The following is an 18969-nucleotide window of genomic DNA, read 5'->3' on the forward strand; positions in this document are numbered from 1 at the left end:
GGGCGCGGCCGGATTTCGCGCGTGAGGGGGGCGCGGCCGGATTTCGCGCGTGAGGGGGGCGCGGCCGGGTCTCGCGTGTGAGGAGGGCGGCCGGGGGGGGGGGGGGGGGGGCCCCCCCCCCCCCCCCCCCCCCCCCCCCCCCCCCGTTCTGCACTCGGGAAGCCGCGACCCCGCCGCGCGGCCCCGCCGAAGGCCGGCACCGCCCCGCTCACCCGCACCCGTACGCTGGACCCCGTGCAGGAACTTCACGATGCCCCCCTCGCCCCCCTGACCACCCTCCGCCTCGGCGGCCCGGCGGATCGGCTGGTCACGGCCGTCACCGATGCCGAGGTGATCGACGCCGTACGCGAGGCCGACGACAGCGGCACCCCGCTGCTCGTCATCGGCGGCGGCAGCAACCTGCTCATCGGGGACAAGGGCTTCGCCGGTACCGCCCTGCGCATCGCCACCCGCGGCTTCGACCTCGACGGGACCCGCCTCGAACTCGCCGCGGGCGAGGTGTGGAGCGAGGCCGTCGCCCGGAGCGTGGAGGCCGGGCTCGCCGGGATCGAGTGCCTCGCCGGCATCCCCGGCTCGGCCGGAGCCACCCCGATCCAGAACGTCGGGGCGTACGGCCAGGAAGTCTCCAGCACCCTCACCCACGTCGTCGCGTACGACCGCCACAGCCGCACCACCGTCACCATCCCCAACGCCGAGTGCGACTTCTCGTACCGCCACAGCCGCTTCAAGCAGCACCCCGACCGCTACGTCGTGCTCCGCGTCGTCTTCGAGCTGGAGGACGCCGGGGGGCTCTCCGCGCCGGTCAAGTACGCCGAGACCGCCCGCGTCCTGGGGGTGGAGCCCGGCGACCGGGTCCCCGCAGCCACCGCCCGCGAGACCGTCCTGAAGCTGCGGGCCGGCAAGGGCATGGTGCTCGACCCCGAGGACCACGACACCTGGTCGGCGGGCTCGTTCTTCACCAACCCGATCCTCCCCAACGAGGCGTACGCGGCCTTCCTGGCCCGCGCCCAGGAGCGCCTCGGCGCCGAAGTGACGCCCCCCGCCTGGCCCGTCGGCGCCGACCGCACCAAAACGTCCGCCGCCTGGCTGATTGACAAGGCGGGATTCACGAAGGGATACGGGACCGGACCGGCCCGTATCTCCACCAAGCACACCCTCGCGCTCACGAACCGCGGCGGCGCCACCACCGAGGACCTGCTGGCCCTGGCCCGCGAGGTGGTCGCGGGCGTCGAGCGGGCCTTCGGAGTGACCCTGGTGAACGAGCCGGTGGCGATCGGCGTGGAGATCTAGTCCTCCGCCCCTGCCCACCCCTCAATACGCCACGCCCACCCCCTGCTTGACCGTCGCCGGGTCGTCCACGAACGCCAGCATCGCGTGGGCGACGTCCGCCCGCGAGATCAGCCGCCCGCTGCGCGGATTCGCGCCGATGGCGACCCGGTACGTCCCGGTCAGCGGCCTGTCCAGGAGCCGGGGCGGCCGGACCGAGGTCCAGTCGGTGGCGCTGCGCGCCAACTCGTCCTCCATGACGCGCAGGTCGGCGTAGACGTCCTTGAGCAGCGCGCCGATCGCGGACAGCATGAGGCGGTCGACGAGCGGCTGCCCCTCGGGGGTGGGCCCCAGCGGCGCCGCGCTCACGACGACCAGCCGCCGGGTCCCCTCCGCCTCCATCGCGGCCAGCACCGACCGGGTGAGCCGGGACGCGACCCCCGCGTCCGAGCGCTTGCGGGCGCCCAGTCCGGAGAGGACCGCATGCCGCCCGGTCACCGCTTCGCGCAGCGACTCGGGGTCGGTCAGGTCGGCCCGGAAGACCTCCAGACCCGCGCCGGTCACGGCGAACCTCGCCGGGTCGCGCACCACCGCCGTGACCTCGTGGCCGGATGCCAGCGCCTGCTTGACGATCTCCTGGCCGATGCCCCCTGTGGCACCGAAAACCGTGAGCCTCATCGCGTCACCCTCCTAGGGTGGGTAAGCCGTCGAGAAAGAGGTAGGTGAGTATTCACTCACCTGTCCCTCCCCCTAGAGTGAGTAAGTACTCACCCATGCGTCAAGCCTCGTTGGAGCACACATGCAGTCGCCGCCGACCCGGGTCCGCATCGTCGACGCCGCACATGAGCTCATGCACACCATCGGCCTCGCCCGCACCACGACGAAGGAGATCGCCAAGGCCGCGGGCTGCTCGGAGGCCGCGCTGTACAAGCATTTCCCGAGCAAGGAGGACCTCTTCGTGACGGTCCTCAAGGAGCGGCTGCCCAAGCTGGGCCCGCTGGTGGAGCGGCTCGCCGCCGAGCCGGGGGAGCGGTCGGTGGAGGAGAACCTGACCGAGATCGCCCGCCAGGCCACGCTGTTCTACGCGGAGAGCTTCCCGATCGCGGCCTCGCTCTACGCGGATCCCCAGCTCAAACGCCGCCACGACGACGCCCTGCGCGAACTCGGATCCGGCCCCCACATGCCGATCCGGGGCGTGGCCGCGTACCTCCGCACCGAACAGCGGGCGGGCCGCATCAGCCAGGACGCCGACACCTACGCGGCCGCGTCCCTGCTCCTGGGCGCCTGCTCCCAGCGCGCCTTCGCCTACGACATGACGGAGGACGGCCGCCCCCCGCAGCCCCTGCCGGAGTTCGCCAGCGCGATGGCCCGCACGCTGCTGCGCGGAATCAGCCGGCCGACGCAACCGGCCGACATCAGCTAGCCAGCCACCCCGCGACCCCCGCAAGCAGCTTCTCCCGTACGTCCGCGGGTGCGGCCGACGCGCGGATCGACTGGCGGGCCAGTTCGGCCAGTTCGGCGTCGGTGAAGGCGTGGTGGCGGCGGGCGATCTCGTACTGGGCGGCCAGGCGGGAGCCGAAGAGCAGCGGGTCGTCCGCGCCGAGCGCCATCGGGACCCCCGCCTCGTACAGCACCCGCAGCGGCACGTCCTCGGGCTTCTCGTAGACGCCGAGGGCGACGTTGGAAGCGGGGCAGACCTCGCAGGTGATGCCCTTTTCGGCCAGCCGGCGCAGCAGCCGGGGGTCCTCGGCGGCCCGCACCCCGTGGCCGACCCGCCGCGCGTGCAGATCGTCGAGGCAGTCCCGTACGGAGGCCGGGCCCGACAGCTCGCCGCCGTGCGGGGCCGCGAGCAGGCCGCCCTCGCGGGCGATCGCGAAGGCGCGGTCGAAGTCCCTTGCCATGCCCCGGCGTTCGTCGTTGGAGAGCCCGAAGCCGACCACCCCGCGATCGGCGTACCGGACGGCGAGCCGGGCCAGCGTGCGCGCGTCGAGCGGGTGCTTCATCCGGTTCGCCGCGACCACGACGCGCATACCGAGCCCGGTCTCGCGCGACGCCGAGTCGACCGCGTCCAGGATGATCTCCAGGGCCGGGATGAGCCCGCCGAGCAGCGGCGCGTACGAGGTGGGGTCGACCTGGATCTCCAGCCACCCGGAGCCGTCCCTGACGTCCTCCTCGGCGGCCTCGCGCACCAGGCGCTGAATGTCCTCGGGGGCGCGCAGACAGGACCGGGCCGCGTCGTAAAGGCGCTGGAAGCGGAACCAGCCGCGCTCGTCGGTGGCCCGAAGCTTCGGCGGCTCGGCGCCGGTCAGCGCGTCGGGCAGCCGCACGCCGTACTTGTCGGCGAGCTCCAGCAGGGTGGCGGGCCGCATCGACCCGGTGAAGTGCAGATGCAGATGAGCCTTGGGCAGGTCCCGTACGTCTCGTACCTCTGGTACACGCTCCATCCCAGGATCTTGCCGTATGTACTTGTCGGACCGGTAGCCACTTCCCCCATCGAGTACTTGCCCGAACGCAGAAACGGGCCCCCATCAGGGGCCCGTCTCGGAAGCGGCACAAGCCGCAGAGCTAGTCCCGAGCCTCGCCCAACAGCTTCTGGAGCCGTGCGACGCCCTCGATCAGGTCCTCGTCGCCCAGCGCGTACGAGAGCCGCAGGTAGCCCGGCGTGCCGAAGGCCTCGCCCGGGACGACCGCGACCTCAGCCTCGTCCAGGATCAGCGCCGCGAGCTCGGTCGAGGTCTGCGGGCGCTTGCCGCGGATCTCCTTGCCGAGCAGGCCCTTCACCGAGGGGTAGGCGTAGAAGGCGCCCTCGGGGGTGGGGCAGACCACGCCGTCGATCTCGCTCAGCATCCGCACCATGGTCTGGCGGCGCCGGTCGAAGGCCTTGCGCATCGTGGCGACCGCGTCCAGGTTCCCGGAGACGGCGGCCAGCGCGGCGATCTGCGCGACGTTGGAGACGTTGGACGTGGCGTGCGACTGGAGGTTGGTCGCGGCCTTCACCACGTCCTTCGGGCCGATGATCCACCCGACCCGCCAGCCGGTCATCGCGAAGGTCTTGGCCACGCCGTTGACCACGATGCACTTGTCGCGCAGCTCGGGCACGATCGCGGGCAGCGAGGTGAACTTCGCGTCGCCGTAGACCAGGTGCTCGTAGATCTCGTCCGTCATCACCCACAGGCCGTGCTCGACGGCCCAGCGCCCGATCGCCTCGGCGTCGGCCTCGCTGTAGACGGCGCCGGTCGGGTTGGACGGGGAGACGAAGAGAACGACCTTCGTACGCTCCGTGCGCGCCGCCTCCAACTGCTCCACCGAGACCCGGTATCCGGTCGTCTCGTCGGCCACCACCTCGACCGGGACACCGCCCGCGAGCCGGATCGACTCGGGGTAGGTGGTCCAGTACGGGGCCGGGACGATGACCTCGTCGCCCGGGTCGAGGATCGCCGCGAAGGCCTCGTAGATCGCCTGCTTGCCGCCGTTGGTCACCAGGACCTGCGAGGCGTCGACCTCGTAGCCGGAGTCGCGCAGCGTCTTCGCGGCGATCGCGGCCTTCAGCTCGGGCAGTCCGCCGGCCGGCGTGTAGCGGTGGTACTTCGGGTTGCGGCAGGCCTCGACGGCGGCTTCGACGATGTAGTCCGGCGTCGGGAAGTCGGGCTCGCCGGCGCCGAAGCCGATCACCGGGCGCCCGGCGGCCTTGAGGGCCTTGGCCTTGGCGTCGACGGCGAGGGTCGCGGACTCGGAGATGGCGCCGATGCGCGCGGAGACCCGGCGCTCGGTGGGGGCGGAAGGCGGGGGAGTTGCAGCGCTCATGCCGGCCATCGTCCCAGACCCCGAACGCCGGGAGCACCCGCGTTCCACGGACCGGTCAGCATGTGGACAGGCGTCCGATCGGCCACTGGCGGAGGTGGTGCCGAGGAGGTCGGGGAGTGTTCGGGAGCAAGCTGTTCGACGCCGGGCTTCTGACCACGTACACTCACTGGCTGTTGGCCCTCACCGACCACATCGTTTGATGCGGTAGGTTGGGGGAACCACAAAGGGTCGTAGCTCAATTGGTAGAGCACTGGTCTCCAAAACCAGCGGTTGGGGGTTCAAGTCCCTCCGGCCCTGCTACACACACCTTCGCCAGGATGTGTGCGCATGTACGTACTTCAATGCACCGCCGTGCGGCTCCACCGGGCGCGGCACGGCCATGACCCGGAATCAGGTGAGAAGCGTGACGGACGCCGTGGGCTCCATCGACATGCCTGATGCCCAGGACGAGGCAGCGGAGTCCAAGGATTCGAAGAAGAAGGCCCGTAAGGGCGGTAAGCGCGGAAAGAAGGGCCCACTGGGCCGTCTCGCGCTCTTCTACCGGCAGGTTGTCGCCGAACTCCGTAAAGTTGTCTGGCCGACACGCAGCCAGCTGACGACGTACACCACCGTGGTGATCGTGTTCGTTGTCATCATGATTGGCATCGTGACGTTGATTGACTCCGGCTTCCAGCAGGTAGTCAAGTACGTCTTCGGCTGATCCGCGAAGGGCGCCCACAACGGCGCCCCTTTCGCATGTTCCACCCCATCTGTAGCCAGGAAGAAGCAGCCACCGTGTCTGACCCGAACCTGAACGACGCCATCGAGTCGGTCGAGTCCGTCGAGGACGAGCTCGAGATCATCGAGGCGGCCGACGAGGACGAGGCCGAGGCTGCCGACGCCGCTGCGGGCGAAGCGGCCGAAGAGGCTGCCCTGCACGTCGACTCCGCCGATGAGGCCGAGCTCGAAACCGCCGAGGCCGAGGCTGACGCCGACGCCGAGGTCTCCGATGAGGACGCCGAGTCGGAGGAGTCCGCCGAGTCCGTCGAAGCCTCCGAGTCCGTCGAGGACGAGGAGCCGGCCGAGCCCGCCGCCCCGGTCGACCCGGTCGAGGCCCTGCGCCAGGAGCTCCGCTTCCTGCCCGGCGAGTGGTACGTCATCCACACGTACGCCGGTTACGAGAAGCGGGTGAAGGCCAACCTTGAGCAGCGTGCCGTCTCGCTGAACGTCGAGGAGTTCATCTACCAGGCCGAGGTCCCCGAAGAGGAGATCGTCCAGATCAAGAACGGCGAGCGCAAGAACGTCCGGCAGAACAAGCTGCCCGGTTACGTTCTCGTCCGCATGGATCTGACGAACGAGTCCTGGGGCGTCGTCCGCAACACCCCCGGTGTCACCGGCTTCGTGGGCAACGCCTACGACCCGTACCCGCTGACGCTGGACGAGATCGTCAAGATGCTCGCCCCGGAGGCCGAGGAGAAGGCCGCCCGCGAGGCCGCCGAGGCCGAGGGCAAGCCGGCTCCGCAGCGCAAGGTCGAGGTCCAGGTCCTGGACTTCGAGGTGGGCGACTCGGTCACCGTCACCGACGGCCCGTTCGCGACGCTGCAGGCGACCATCAACGAGATCAACGCCGACTCGAAGAAGGTCAAGGGCCTCGTCGAGATCTTCGGCCGCGAGACCCCGGTCGAGCTCAGCTTCGACCAGATCCAGAAGAACTAGCGGCTTCTGGAACCCAGCACTTCCGAGCAGGTCAGAGGGGCTCTCGCAGCCCCTCTGACCTGCTCGGTTTTTAGCCGCGCAGCTATACCCGTTATCGTTGTGCGGTATGCCTGCATCCGGTTGATCGGATGCCAGGCGGTTCACTCTCACTAGGACCCGGAGAGAGCAATGCCTCCCAAGAAGAAGAAGGTCACGGGGCTTATCAAGCTCCAGATCAACGCCGGTGCGGCGAACCCGGCCCCGCCGGTCGGCCCCGCGCTCGGCCAGCACGGCGTCAACATCATGGAGTTCTGCAAGGCCTACAACGCCGCGACCGAGTCGCAGCGTGGCTGGGTGATCCCGGTGGAGATCACGGTCTACGAAGACCGCTCCTTCACCTTCATCACCAAGACTCCGCCGGCCGCGAAGATGATCCTCAAGGCCGCTGGTGTCGAGAAGGGCTCCGGCGAGCCGCACAAGACCAAGGTCGCCAAGATCACCGAGGCCCAGGTCCGCGAGATCGCCACGACGAAGCTCGCCGACCTGAACGCCAACGACCTCGACGCCGCGTCGAAGATCATCGCTGGCACCGCCCGTTCCATGGGCATCACGGTCGAGGGCTGATCTCAGCTCACCCCGTTTGACCTCCAGTGGTAGGGCCATGCGCTGGCCCGCACCACGACTCCATCTCCGAACCAACACAGGAGCAGAAGTGAAGCGCAGCAAGACTCTCCGCGCTGCGGACGCCAAGATCGACGCGGACAAGCTGTACGCGCCGCTCGAGGCCGTCCGTCTCGCCAAGGAGACCTCCTCGACCAAGTTCGACGGCACCGTCGAGGTCGCCTTCCGCCTGGGTGTCGACCCGCGCAAGGCCGACCAGATGGTCCGTGGCACCGTGAACCTCCCGCACGGCACCGGTAAGACCGCCCGGGTCCTGGTCTTCGCGACCGGCGACCGTGCCGAGGCCGCGCTTGCCGCGGGCGCCGACATCGTCGGCTCCGACGAGCTCATCGACGAGGTTTCGAAGGGCCGTCTGGACTTCGACGCCGTCGTCGCCACCCCGGACCTCATGGGCAAGGTCGGCCGCCTTGGCCGCGTGCTCGGTCCCCGTGGCCTGATGCCGAACCCGAAGACCGGTACGGTCACCCCCGACGTCGCCAAGGCGGTCGAGGAGATCAAGGGCGGCAAGATCGAGTTCCGCGTCGACAAGCACTCGAACCTGCACTTCATCATCGGCAAGGTGTCCTTCGACGACACCAAGCTGGTGGAGAACTACGGTGCGGCTCTGGAGGAGATCCTCCGTCTGAAGCCGTCCGCCGCCAAGGGCCGGTACATCAAGAAGGCGACCATCACCACCACGATGGGCCCCGGTATCGCGCTCGACTCGAACCGCACCCGCAACCTCCTCGTCGAGGAGGACCCGGCCGCCGTCTGATCCCACGGATCACCGGCAGTCGCGGGCTTCGCGTACTGAGACCGGCCCCCGCACCTCGTCAGAGGCGCGGGGGCCGGTTTATTTCTGTGTCCGCTGTCAGTGCGCCGAGTTACGGTTGTGAAGGTTTTGCATTGAATTGATCAAGGGGTGGGGTCATGAGCAGATCGGTCGAGCGCGCCGGAATCTCCCTGGCGGCGGTGGCGGTACTGGTGGCGGGGGCCGCCGGGTGCCAGAGCGGGGGCGACAAGAAGGCCGCAGACGCGCCGAAGAAGGCCGCCGGGCAGTCGAGCCCTAAAGATGCCCGTACGGCGCTCCAGGCGGCCTACAAGAAGACCTCGGCGGCCAAGTCGGCGAAGGTCACCATGAAGATGTCGATCCCGGGGGCGGGGGCCGCTGGCGTAGGCGACATGGAGATGTCCGGTGTCCAGTCGTGGGACCCGGCCGCGGTGGACATGACCATAAGCGGCGGGGCCTTCAAGTCGGCCAAGCGGGGCGCACCGGACAAGATCCGGATGGTCCAGCTGAACAACGTCATGTACATGGACATGGGCGAGGCGGCGGCCAAGGAGATGGACGGCAAGCGCTGGATGAAGATGGACCTCGGCGCTCCGGCCAAGGGAGACGGGAGCGCGGCCTCGGCCCAGCAGATGACCGGCGGCGCGGAAAAACAGGACCCGGCCCAGCAGCTCGCCCTGCTGACCGACTCGCCGAACGTGAAGCACCTCGGCACCGAGCAGATCGACGGCGCTCCGGCGGACCACTACAAGGGCACCCTGACGCTCGACGAGATGATCGCGAGCAACCAGAATCTGGACGCCATGTCCGCCCTGGACCGCCGGAAGCTCATCGACACCATGAAGCAGGCCGGCATCCAGGGCTACGACACCGAGCTCTGGCTCAACAAGGACGGCTACCCGGTGCGGATGAACGTCGGCATCGACAGCTCCCAGGGCAAGATCTCCATGAGCGCGCACTACTCGGAGTACGGCACCAAGGTCGCGGTCGGCGCGCCGCCGGCGTCGGAGACCTTCGAGTTCTCCGAGCTGCTGAAGGGCGCGGGCGCGGGCGGCGACGCCTGACGGGCGCGGGGTCGTCCGGCCCGTAGGACCCTCGGTACGAGCCGGCCCGAGCGCCCCGTACGGGCGGATTTGCTTGACACGGACCACGTCACGTACGCTTCCCCAGAAGCCAAAGACCGCTGGTCGTTGCCGTGCCTTCATTCGAGGGGGCGGTGGCCGAAGGATCCGCTGGATGCGGACGACCCGCGCAGGTGATCGTGGAAAGTTCCCGGATGCCGCTCTTCATTGGGCGCAGTCGGTTGAGCTACGCCCCGTGCGCCTGCGCCGGGGCGTTTCGTATTGTTCAGCCCCTTCTGAGCGGTCCTCATCACCCGGAAGGAGGCCGACGCTCTATGGCAAGGCCCGACAAGGCTGCCGCGGTAGCCGAGCTCGCGGACCAGTTCCGCAGCTCGAACGCCGCCGTGCTGACCGAGTACCGGGGTCTCACCGTGGCGCAGCTCAAGACGCTGCGTCGTTCGCTCGGTGAGAACGCCCAGTACGCCGTGGTGAAGAACACGCTGACCAAGATTGCGGCCAACGAGGCCGGGATCACTTCGCTGGACGACCAGTTCACTGGTCCGACGGCGGTTGCCTTCATCACCGGTGACCCGGTGGAGTCGGCGAAGGGTCTTCGTGACTTCGCCAAGGAGAACCCGAACCTGATCATCAAGGGCGGTGTCCTTGATGGCAAGGCGCTGTCCGCCGATGAGATCAAGAAGCTTGCGGACCTCGAGTCCCGCGAGGTTCTGCTCAGCAAGCTGGCCGGCGCGTTCAAGGGCAAGCAGTCTCAGGCTGCCTCGCTCTTCCAGGCGCTGCCGTCGAAGTTCGTCCGCACTGCGGAAGCGCTTCGCGTCAAGCTCGCCGAGCAGGGCGGTGCCGAGTAACTCGGCTCGCGCATTGATCGCCGCCCGCTAGGGCGACGGTCGCAGCGGGCCGAACGTACGCCCGCCTACATGTACATCCGGCACCCGCCGAATTAGTGGAAGGATCGCCCATCATGGCGAAGCTCACCCAGGAAGACCTGCTCGCCCAGTTCGAGGAGATGACCCTCATCGAGCTCTCCGAGTTCGTGAAGGCCTTCGAGGAGAAGTTCGACGTCACCGCCGCCGCGGCCGTCGCCGTTGCCGGCCCCGCCGCCGGTGGCCCGGCCGCCGAGGCCGTCGAGGAGCAGGACGAGTTCGACGTCATCCTCACCGGCGCCGGCGAGAAGAAGATCCAGGTCATCAAGGTCGTGCGCGAGCTGACCTCGCTGGGTCTGAAGGAGGCCAAGGACCTCGTGGACGGCGCTCCGAAGCCGGTCCTCGAGAAGGTCGCCAAGGAGGCCGCGGAGAAGGCCGCCGAGTCCCTCAAGGGCGCCGGCGCCTCCGTCGAGGTCAAGTAACACCTCGCGGGTCCATTAAGACCCGCACCCGTCTCGCAGGCGCGCCAGCGCGCCGCTGGACACCGCCAAGGGCGATCACCCATCTGGGTGGTCGCCCTTCGGCGTACCCGCGCTGCCTGCCTTGCACGCGGCCCGTCGGGGGTATGGTGATCTTCGCCGTCTGCTCGGCGATGACGCAGGCACGCGCCCCGCAACGACTCCCGCGGCGATCTCCGGGGAGCGGAGGGGTCTTGACGAACCGCACGCAGCGCGCAATTCTCAGGACGCGTCGTCACAACGATCCGGATCCGAGGCATGGATCGACGGCGAAGAGGGCAGTACTAATCTGCGTCTGCGCGGCGCACGGCTGACCGAGGTACCGAGGTACTTGAGAAGAGCAATGCGGGTCTCGAAAAATCCGCCCTGGACATCAGTGTGCCGAGTGGCTACACTGTCCCTTTGCGCTGCCTGTTAGCTGTCCCCTGCCCGTCACCAGGGGCATGCCCTCGCTTGAGCATCTTTGATGGAACTGCCCCGACCTGGCCGTCTTCGGTCAAGCCGGGAAACGTCTCTCTCTGTGCCCACGTGGGACCGGTACGCGCGTAGTGAGTCCGAGCCCTCGGAAGGACCCCCTCTTGGCCGCCTCGCGCAACGCCTCGACCGCCAATACGAACAACGGCGCCAGCACCGCCCCGCTGCGCATCTCCTTTGCAAAGATCAAGGAGCCCCTCGAGGTTCCGAACCTTCTTGCGCTGCAGACCGAGAGCTTTGACTGGCTGCTCGGCAATGCCGCTTGGAAGTCTCGGGTCGAGGCCGCTCTCGAGAGTGGACAGGACGTCCCCACCAAGTCCGGTCTGGAGGAGATCTTCGAAGAGATCTCCCCGATCGAGGACTTCTCCGGGTCGATGTCGCTGACCTTCCGCGACCACCGCTTCGAGCCGCCGAAGAACTCGATCGACGAGTGCAAGGAGCGCGACTTCACGTTCGCGGCCCCGCTCTTCGTCACCGCCGAGTTCACCAACAACGAGACCGGCGAGATCAAGTCCCAGACGGTCTTCATGGGCGACTTCCCGCTCATGACCAACAAGGGCACCTTCGTCATCAACGGCACCGAGCGTGTCGTCGTGTCGCAGCTGGTCCGCTCGCCGGGTGTCTACTTCGACTCCAACATCGACAAGACGTCCGACAAGGACATCTTCACGGCCAAGATCATCCCGTCCCGGGGTGCCTGGCTCGAGATGGAGATCGACAAGCGCGACATGGTCGGTGTCCGCATCGACCGCAAGCGCAAGCAGTCCGTCACCGTTCTCCTGAAGGCTCTCGGTTGGACCACCGAGCAGATCCTGGAGGAGTTCGGCGAGTACGAGTCGATGCGCGCCACCCTGGAGAAGGACCACACCCAGGGCCAGGACGACGCGCTGCTCGACATCTACCGCAAGCTGCGCCCGGGCGAGCCGCCGACGCGCGAGGCCGCTCAGACGCTGCTCGAGAACCTCTACTTCAACCCGAAGCGCTACGACCTCGCGAAGGTCGGCCGCTACAAGGTGAACAAGAAGCTCGGCGCGGACGAGCCGCTGGACGCCGGCGTGCTCACCACCGACGACGTCATCGCGACCATCAAGTACCTGGTCAAGCTGCACGCCGGTGAGACCGAGACGGTCGGCGAGTCGGGTCGGAACATCGTCGTCGAGACCGACGACATCGACCACTTCGGCAACCGCCGTCTGCGCAACGTCGGCGAGCTCATCCAGAACCAGGTCCGTACGGGTCTGGCTCGTATGGAGCGCGTCGTGCGCGAGCGCATGACGACCCAGGACGTCGAGGCGATCACGCCGCAGACCCTGATCAACATCCGGCCGGTCGTCGCCTCCATCAAGGAGTTCTTCGGCACCAGCCAGCTGTCGCAGTTCATGGACCAGAACAACCCGCTGTCGGGTCTCACCCACAAGCGCCGTCTGTCGGCGCTCGGCCCGGGTGGTCTGTCCCGTGAGCGGGCCGGCTTCGAGGTCCGTGACGTGCACCCGTCGCACTACGGCCGCATGTGCCCGATCGAGACGCCCGAAGGCCCGAACATCGGTCTGATCGGTTCGCTCGCCTCGTACGGCCGCGTCAACGCGTTCGGCTTCATCGAGACGCCGTACCGCAAGGTCGTCGACGGCCAGGTCACCGACGAGGTCGACTACGTCACCGCCGACGAGGAGGACCGCTTCGTCATCGCGCAGGCCAACGCCGCGCTCAACGACGAGATGCAGTTCACCGAGCCGCGCGTGCTGGTCCGCCGTCGTGGCGGTGAGGTCGACTACGTGCCCGGCACCGAGGTCGACTACATGGACGTCTCGCCGCGCCAGATGGTGTCGGTCGCGACCGCCATGATCCCGTTCCTCGAGCACGACGACGCCAACCGTGCCCTCATGGGCGCGAACATGATGCGTCAGGCCGTGCCGCTGATCACGTCCGAGGCGCCGCTCGTCGGCACCGGCATGGAGTACCGCTGCGCGGTCGACGCCGGTGACGTCATCAAGGCGGAGAAGGCGGGTGTGGTCCAGGAGGTCTCCGCGGACTACATCACCGTCGCCAACGACGACGGCACGTACACCACGTACCGGATCGCCAAGTTCTCCCGCTCCAACCAGGGCACCTCGGTCAACCAGAAGGTTGTCGTGGACGAGGGCGCCCGCGTGATCGAGGGCCAGGTCCTGGCCGACGGTCCCGCCACCCAGCAGGGTGAGATGGCGCTGGGCAAGAACCTGCTCGTGGCGTTCATGCCGTGGGAGGGTCACAACTACGAGGACGCGATCATCCTGTCGCAGCGCCTCGTGCAGGACGACGTCCTCTCCTCGATCCACATCGAGGAGCACGAGGTCGACGCCCGTGACACCAAGCTCGGCCCGGAGGAGATCACCCGAGACATCCCGAACGTCTCCGAGGAGGTCCTCGCCGACCTCGACGAGCGCGGCATCATCCGCATCGGTGCCGAGGTCGTCGCCGGCGACATCCTCGTCGGCAAGGTCACGCCCAAGGGTGAGACCGAGCTGACGCCGGAGGAGCGCCTGCTGCGCGCGATCTTCGGTGAGAAGGCCCGCGAGGTCCGTGACACCTCGCTGAAGGTGCCGCACGGCGAGACCGGCAAGGTCATCGGCGTCCGCGTCTTCGACCGTGAAGAGGGCGACGAGCTGCCGCCGGGTGTGAACCAGCTGGTTCGCGTCTACGTGGCGCAGAAGCGCAAGATCACGGACGGTGACAAGCTCGCCGGCCGGCACGGCAACAAGGGTGTCATCTCCAAGATCCTTCCGATCGAGGACATGCCGTTCCTGGAGGACGGCACCCCGGTCGACATCATCCTCAACCCGCTGGGTGTCCCGTCCCGAATGAACCCGGGACAGGTCCTGGAGATCCACCTCGGCTGGCTCGCCAGCCGCGGCTGGGACGTCTCCGGCCTGGCGGACGACTGGGCCCAGCGGCTCCAGGCGATCGGCGCCGACCAGGTCGCCGCCGGCACCAACGTCGCGACCCCGGTCTTCGACGGCGCCCGCGAGGACGAGATCACGGGTCTCTTCGAGGCCACGATCCCGAACCGCGACGGCGACCGGCTGGTCCAGCCCTCGGGCAAGGCCAACCTGTTCGACGGCCGCTCCGGCGAGCCGTTCCCGGACCCGATCTCGGTCGGGTACATGTACATCCTGAAGCTGCACCACCTGGTCGACGACAAGCTGCACGCCCGGTCGACCGGTCCGTACTCGATGATCACCCAGCAGCCGCTGGGTGGTAAGGCCCAGTTCGGTGGCCAGCGCTTCGGTGAGATGGAGGTGTGGGCGCTGGAGGCTTATGGCGCCGCGTACGCCCTCCAGGAGCTGCTGACCATCAAGTCCGACGACGTCACCGGCCGCGTGAAGGTCTACGAGGCGATCGTCAAGGGCGAGAACATCCCTGAGCCCGGCATTCCCGAGTCCTTCAAGGTGCTCATCAAGGAAATGCAGTCGCTCTGCCTCAACGTGGAGGTGCTGTCCTCGGACGGCATGTCCATCGAGATGCGCGACACGGACGAGGACGTCTTCCGCGCTGCGGAGGAGCTCGGTATCGACCTGTCCCGGCGCGAGCCGAGCAGCGTCGAAGAGGTCTGACGGGTCTGGCGGGGGGCTCTCGCTGAGAGTCCCCCGCCGTCCCCGGACCCCCCTCAGACCATCTTGAAGAATCGACCCCGAAAGAGGGATTGACGACAAGTGCTCGACGTCAACTTCTTCGACGAGCTGCGGATCGGCCTCGCCACTGCTGACGACATTCGTCAGTGGTCCCACGGTGAGGTCAAGAAGCCGGAGACCATCAACTACCGCACCCTCAAGCCCGAAAAGGACGGACTCTTCTGCGAGAAGATCTTCGGTCCGACCCGGGACTGGGAGTGCTACTGCGGCAAGTACAAGCGCGTCCGCTTCAAGGGCATCATCTGTGAGCGCTGTGGCGTAGAGGTCACGCGTGCCAAGGTGCGCCGCGAGCGGATGGGCCACATCGAGCTTGCCGCTCCCGTGACCCACATCTGGTACTTCAAGGGCGTTCCGTCGCGTCTTGGCTACCTGCTCGACCTCGCGCCGAAGGACCTCGAAAAGGTCATCTACTTCGCCGCGTACATGATCACGTTCGTGGACGAGGAGCGCCGTACGCGCGACCTGCCGTCGCTGGAGGCGCACGTCTCCGTCGAGCGTCAGCAGATCGAGAACCGTCGCGACTCGGACCTCGAAGCCCGTGCCAAGAAGCTCGAGACGGACCTCGCCGAGCTTGAGGCCGAGGGTGCCAAGGCCGATGTGCGCCGCAAGGTGCGCGAGGGTGCCGAGCGCGAGATGAAGCAGCTGCGCGACCGTTCGCAGCGCGAGATCGACCGTCTCGACGAGGTGTGGAGCCGCTTCAAGAACCTCAAGGTCCAGGACCTTGAGGGCGACGAGCTGCTCTACCGCGAGCTGCGTGACCGTTTCGGCACGTACTTCGACGGCTCGATGGGTGCCGCTGCCCTGCAGAAGCGCCTGGAGACCTTCGACCTGGACGAGGAGGCCGAGCGCCTCCGCGAGATCATCCGTACCGGCAAGGGCCAGAAGAAGACCCGTGCGCTCAAGCGCCTCAAGGTCGTCTCCGCGTTCCTGCAGACCAGCAACAGCCCCAAGGGCATGGTGCTCGACTGCGTGCCGGTCATCCCGCCGGACCTGCGTCCGATGGTGCAGCTGGACGGTGGCCGCTTCGCGACCTCCGACCTGAACGACCTGTACCGCCGCGTGATCAACCGCAACAACCGTCTGAAGCGACTCCTCGACCTCGGCGCCCCCGAGATCATCGTCAACAACGAGAAGCGCATGCTTCAGGAGGCCGTTGACGCGCTGTTCGACAACGGTCGTCGCGGCCGCCCGGTCACGGGCCCCGGCAACCGCCCGCTGAAGTCCCTCAGCGACATGCTGAAGGGCAAGCAGGGTCGATTCCGTCAGAACCTTCTCGGTAAGCGTGTGGACTACTCCGCGCGTTCCGTGATCGTCGTCGGTCCGCAGCTCAAGCTGCACCAGTGCGGTCTGCCCAAGGCCATGGCCCTTGAGCTCTTCAAGCCGTTCGTGATGAAGCGCCTGGTCGACCTGAACCACGCGCAGAACATCAAGTCGGCCAAGCGCATGGTCGAGCGCGGCCGCACCGTGGTGTACGACGTCCTCGAAGAGGTCATCGCCGAGCACCCGGTGCTGCTGAACCGTGCGCCCACCCTGCACCGCCTCGGCATCCAGGCCTTCGAGCCCCAGCTGGTCGAGGGCAAGGCCATCCAGATCCACCCGCTCGTCTGCACCGCGTTCAACGCGGACTTCGACGGTGACCAGATGGCCGTCCACCTGCCGCTCTCCGCGGAGGCGCAGGCCGAGGCCCGCATCCTGATGCTGTCCTCGAACAACATCCTGAAGCCGGCCGACGGTCGTCCCGTCACCATGCCGACCCAGGACATGGTGCTCGGCCTCTTCTTCCTCACCACGGACGAAGAGGAGCGCGAGGTGAAGGGCGCCGGTCGTGCCTTCAACTCGACCGCCGAGGCGATCATGGCGTTCGACGCCCGGGAGCTCTCGCTCCAGGCGAAGGTCGACATCCGCTTCCCGATCGGCACCGTCCCGCCGCGCGGCTGGACCCCGCCGGCCGAGGAGGAGGGCGAGACGACCTGGCAGCAGGGCGACTCGTTCCGGCTGCGTACGTCCCTTGGCCGCGCGCTCTTCAACGAGCTGCTGCCCGAGGACTACCCGTTCGTCGACTACTCGGTGGGCAAGAAGCAGCTCTCCGAGATCGTCAACGACCTCGCCGAGCGCTACCCCAAGGTCATCGTGGCGGCGACGCTCGACAACCTGAAGGCGGCCGGCTTCTACTGGGCGACCCGTTCCGGCGTCACCGTCGCCGTCTCGGACATCGTCGTCCCGGAGGCCAAGAAGGCCATCGTCCAGGGCTACGAGGCGCAGGACGAGAAGGTCCAGAAGCAGTACGAGCGCGGTCTGATCACCAAGGACGAGCGCACGCAGGAGCTCATCGCGATCTGGACCAAGGCGACCAACGAGGTTGCCGAGGCGATGAACGCGAACTTCCCCAAGACGAACCCCATCTTCATGATGGTTGACTCGGGTGCCCGAGGAAACATGATGCAGATGCGTCAGATCGCCGGTATGCGTGGTCTGGTGTCGAACGCGAAGAACGAGACCATCCCGCGTCCGATCAAGGCGTCCTTCCGTGAGGGCCTCACCGTTCTGGAGTACTTCATCTCCACGCACGGTGCCCGTAAGGGTCTGGCGGACACCGCCCTGCGTACCGCCGACTCGGGTTACCTGACCCGTCGTCTGGTGGACGTCTCGCAGGACGTCATCATCCGCGAGGAGGACTGCGGCACCGACCGCGGCCTCAAGCTCAAGATCGCGGAGCGGGGCGCCGACGGCGTGCTGCGCAAGACCGAGGACGTCGAGACCTCCGTCTACGCCCGCATGCTCGCCGAGGACGTCGTCGTCGACGGCAAGGTCATCGCGCCGGCCAACGTGGACCTCGGTGACGTGCTCATCGACGCCCTCGTCGGCGCCGGTGTCGAGGAGGTCAAGACCCGCTCGGTCCTGACCTGCGAGTCCGCGGTCGGCACCTGTGCCTTCTGCTACGGCCGCTCGCTGGCCACCGGCAAGCTGGTCGACATCGGTGAGGCGGTCGGCATCATCGCCGCCCAGTCCATCGGTGAGCCCGGTACCCAGCTGACGATGCGTACCTTCCACACCGGTGGTGTGGCCGGTGACGACATCACGCAGGGTCTGCCGCGTGTCGTCGAGCTCTTCGAGGCCCGTACGCCCAAGGGTGTCGCGCCGATCTCGGAGGCCAAGGGCCGCATCCGCATCGAGGAGACCGAGAAGACCAAGAAGATCGTCGTCACCCCGGACGACGGCAGCGAGGAGACGGCGTTCCCGATCTCCAAGCGTGCCCGTCTGCTGGTGGGCGAGGGCGACCCGGTCGAGGTGGGCCAGAAGCTCACCGTCGGTGCCACCAACCCGCACGACGTGCTGCGGATCCTCGGTCAGCGCGCGGTCCAGGTCCACCTGGTCGGCGAAGTCCAGAAGGTCTACAACTCGCAGGGCGTGTCGATCCACGACAAGCACATCGAGATCATCATCCGGCAGATGCTGCGCCGTGTGACGATCATCGAGTCCGGCGACGCGGAGCTGCTGCCGGGCGAGCTGGTCGAGCGGTCGAAGTTCGAGACCGAGAACCGTCGTGTGGTCACCGAGGGCGGTCACCCCGCCTCCGGCCGTCCGCAGCTGATGGGTATCACCAAGGCCTCGCTCGCCACCGAGTCGTGGCTGTCGGCGGCGTCCTTCCAGGAGACGACCAGGGTTCTGACGGACGCGGCGATCAACGCCAAGTCCGACTCCCTGATCGGCCTCAAGGAGAACGTCATCATCGGTAAGCTCATCCCGGCCGGTACGGGCCTGTCCCGCTACCGCAACATCCGGGTCGAGCCGACCGAGGAAGCCAAGGCCGCGATGTACTCGGCCGTCGGCTACGACGACATCGACTACTCGCCGTTCGGCACCGGCTCCGGCCAGGCCGTCCCGCTGGAGGACTACGACTACGGTCCGTACAACCAGTAAGGCGTACGTCCACCGAAGGGCGTCCACCCCGCAACCGCGGGGTGGACGCCCTTCGGGGTTCTCCGGTGCCCCGGCGAGTGGCTGGATGGCCGCCTGGTGAGACGGTTTGTCTCACCGGCGTGGCCGGAAGGTTATGCGGTGACATGTCCCACTGGGTGCGGAGCTCCGTGCGTGGCCATTTGTTTTGACCCAAGTCGATGAGGTAGGTACGCTCAGACCTTGTGCCTGGGGTGTGCCTGGGCTCCGCTGCGT

The 18969-nt window shown here is 67.8% G+C and carries 14 protein-coding genes and 1 tRNA gene; 12 read left to right on the forward strand and 3 right to left on the reverse strand.

Annotation, left to right across the window (positions count from 1 at the left end; translation table 11 throughout):
• The first annotated feature begins 225 nt into the window (after positions 1-225).
• Positions 226-1290, forward strand: coding sequence for a UDP-N-acetylmuramate dehydrogenase (locus ACIBK6_RS39035; protein WP_399057780.1), 1065 nt, complete (start codon positions 226-228; stop codon positions 1288-1290).
• Between the two features lie 21 nt (positions 1291-1311).
• Here ACIBK6_RS39035 and ACIBK6_RS39040 read toward each other — a convergent pair whose 3' ends face one another.
• Positions 1312-1944 (reverse strand): NAD(P)-dependent oxidoreductase, encoded by a 633-nt coding sequence (locus tag ACIBK6_RS39040; RefSeq protein WP_399057726.1) that lies wholly within the window; start codon positions 1942-1944, stop codon positions 1312-1314.
• A gap of 121 nt (positions 1945-2065) precedes the next feature.
• Between ACIBK6_RS39040 and ACIBK6_RS39045 the strand changes: the two genes are divergently transcribed.
• A complete protein-coding gene (locus ACIBK6_RS39045; RefSeq protein ID WP_399057728.1) occupies positions 2066-2689 on the forward strand; it encodes a TetR/AcrR family transcriptional regulator in 624 nt (207 codons plus the stop codon).
• Here the strand turns inward: ACIBK6_RS39045 and ACIBK6_RS39050 are convergent.
• Together ACIBK6_RS39050 and ACIBK6_RS39055 are read right to left on the reverse strand one after the other, a co-directional pair.
• A complete protein-coding gene (locus ACIBK6_RS39050; protein ID WP_399057730.1) occupies positions 2682-3710 on the reverse strand; it encodes an adenosine deaminase in 1029 nt (342 codons plus the stop codon). The two genes, ACIBK6_RS39045 and ACIBK6_RS39050, sit on opposite strands and share 8 nt — an antisense overlap.
• A 121-nt stretch (positions 3711-3831) precedes the next feature.
• Positions 3832-5070, reverse strand: coding sequence for a pyridoxal phosphate-dependent aminotransferase (locus tag ACIBK6_RS39055; protein WP_399057732.1), 1239 nt, complete (start codon positions 5068-5070; stop codon positions 3832-3834).
• Between the two features lie 224 nt (positions 5071-5294).
• Between ACIBK6_RS39055 and ACIBK6_RS39060 the strand changes: the two genes are divergently transcribed.
• From ACIBK6_RS39060 to ACIBK6_RS39105, 10 genes are all read left to right on the forward strand, one after another.
• Positions 5295-5367, forward strand: a tRNA-Trp gene (locus ACIBK6_RS39060).
• Between the two features lie 106 nt (positions 5368-5473).
• Positions 5474-5770 (forward strand): preprotein translocase subunit SecE, encoded by a 297-nt coding sequence (gene secE, locus ACIBK6_RS39065; protein ID WP_399057734.1) that lies wholly within the window; start codon positions 5474-5476, stop codon positions 5768-5770.
• 74 nt (positions 5771-5844) lie between these two features.
• Complete coding sequence (nusG, locus tag ACIBK6_RS39070) at positions 5845-6765, forward strand: transcription termination/antitermination protein NusG (RefSeq protein WP_399057736.1); 921 nt, start codon at positions 5845-5847, stop codon at positions 6763-6765.
• A gap of 168 nt (positions 6766-6933) precedes the next feature.
• Positions 6934-7368 (forward strand): 50S ribosomal protein L11, encoded by a 435-nt coding sequence (rplK, locus tag ACIBK6_RS39075; RefSeq protein ID WP_053731185.1) that lies wholly within the window; start codon positions 6934-6936, stop codon positions 7366-7368.
• 88 nt (positions 7369-7456) lie between these two features.
• Complete coding sequence (rplA, locus tag ACIBK6_RS39080; protein ID WP_399057738.1) at positions 7457-8179, forward strand: 50S ribosomal protein L1; 723 nt, start codon at positions 7457-7459, stop codon at positions 8177-8179.
• 155 nt (positions 8180-8334) lie between these two features.
• Entirely contained in the window at positions 8335-9258 is a 924-nt protein-coding gene (locus tag ACIBK6_RS39085; protein ID WP_399057740.1) for a hypothetical protein, read from the forward strand.
• A 332-nt stretch (positions 9259-9590) separates the two neighbouring features.
• On the forward strand, positions 9591-10121 hold the full coding sequence (gene rplJ / locus ACIBK6_RS39090; protein ID WP_328310989.1) for a 50S ribosomal protein L10: 531 nt from the start codon (positions 9591-9593) through the stop codon (positions 10119-10121).
• A gap of 113 nt (positions 10122-10234) precedes the next feature.
• Entirely contained in the window at positions 10235-10618 is a 384-nt protein-coding gene (gene rplL / locus ACIBK6_RS39095; RefSeq protein WP_399057742.1) for a 50S ribosomal protein L7/L12, read from the forward strand.
• A 614-nt stretch (positions 10619-11232) separates the two neighbouring features.
• Positions 11233-14718, forward strand: a complete 3486-nt coding sequence (gene rpoB, locus ACIBK6_RS39100) for a DNA-directed RNA polymerase subunit beta (RefSeq protein WP_329463568.1) — start codon at positions 11233-11235, stop codon at positions 14716-14718.
• 99 nt (positions 14719-14817) lie between these two features.
• The gene (locus tag ACIBK6_RS39105) at positions 14818-18717 is read left to right on the forward strand and encodes a DNA-directed RNA polymerase subunit beta' (RefSeq protein WP_399057745.1); all 3900 of its coding nucleotides are present in this window, start codon (positions 14818-14820) and stop codon (positions 18715-18717) included.
• Positions 18718-18969 lie beyond the last annotated feature (252 nt).

This window comes from Streptomyces sp. NPDC050485 (assembly GCF_044458185.1).
GTDB lineage: Bacteria > Actinomycetota > Actinomycetes > Streptomycetales > Streptomycetaceae > Streptomyces.

Excerpts from the sequence above, each read along its gene's own strand:
- rplJ (WP_328310989.1), top strand. The coding sequence starts at position 9,591 with ATGGCAAGGCCCGACAAGGCTGCCGCGGTAGCCGAGCTCGCGGACCAG.
- rplL (WP_399057742.1), top strand. The coding sequence starts at position 10,235 with ATGGCGAAGCTCACCCAGGAAGACCTGCTCGCCCAGTTCGAGGAGATG.
- ACIBK6_RS39050 (WP_399057730.1), bottom strand. The coding sequence starts at position 3,710 with ATGGAGCGTGTACCAGAGGTACGAGACGTACGGGACCTGCCCAAGGCT.
- rplK (WP_053731185.1), top strand. The coding sequence starts at position 6,934 with ATGCCTCCCAAGAAGAAGAAGGTCACGGGGCTTATCAAGCTCCAGATC.
- ACIBK6_RS39045 (WP_399057728.1), top strand. The coding sequence starts at position 2,066 with ATGCAGTCGCCGCCGACCCGGGTCCGCATCGTCGACGCCGCACATGAG.
- ACIBK6_RS39055 (WP_399057732.1), bottom strand. The coding sequence starts at position 5,070 with ATGAGCGCTGCAACTCCCCCGCCTTCCGCCCCCACCGAGCGCCGGGTC.
- ACIBK6_RS39085 (WP_399057740.1), top strand. The coding sequence starts at position 8,335 with ATGAGCAGATCGGTCGAGCGCGCCGGAATCTCCCTGGCGGCGGTGGCG.
- ACIBK6_RS39040 (WP_399057726.1), bottom strand. The coding sequence starts at position 1,944 with ATGAGGCTCACGGTTTTCGGTGCCACAGGGGGCATCGGCCAGGAGATC.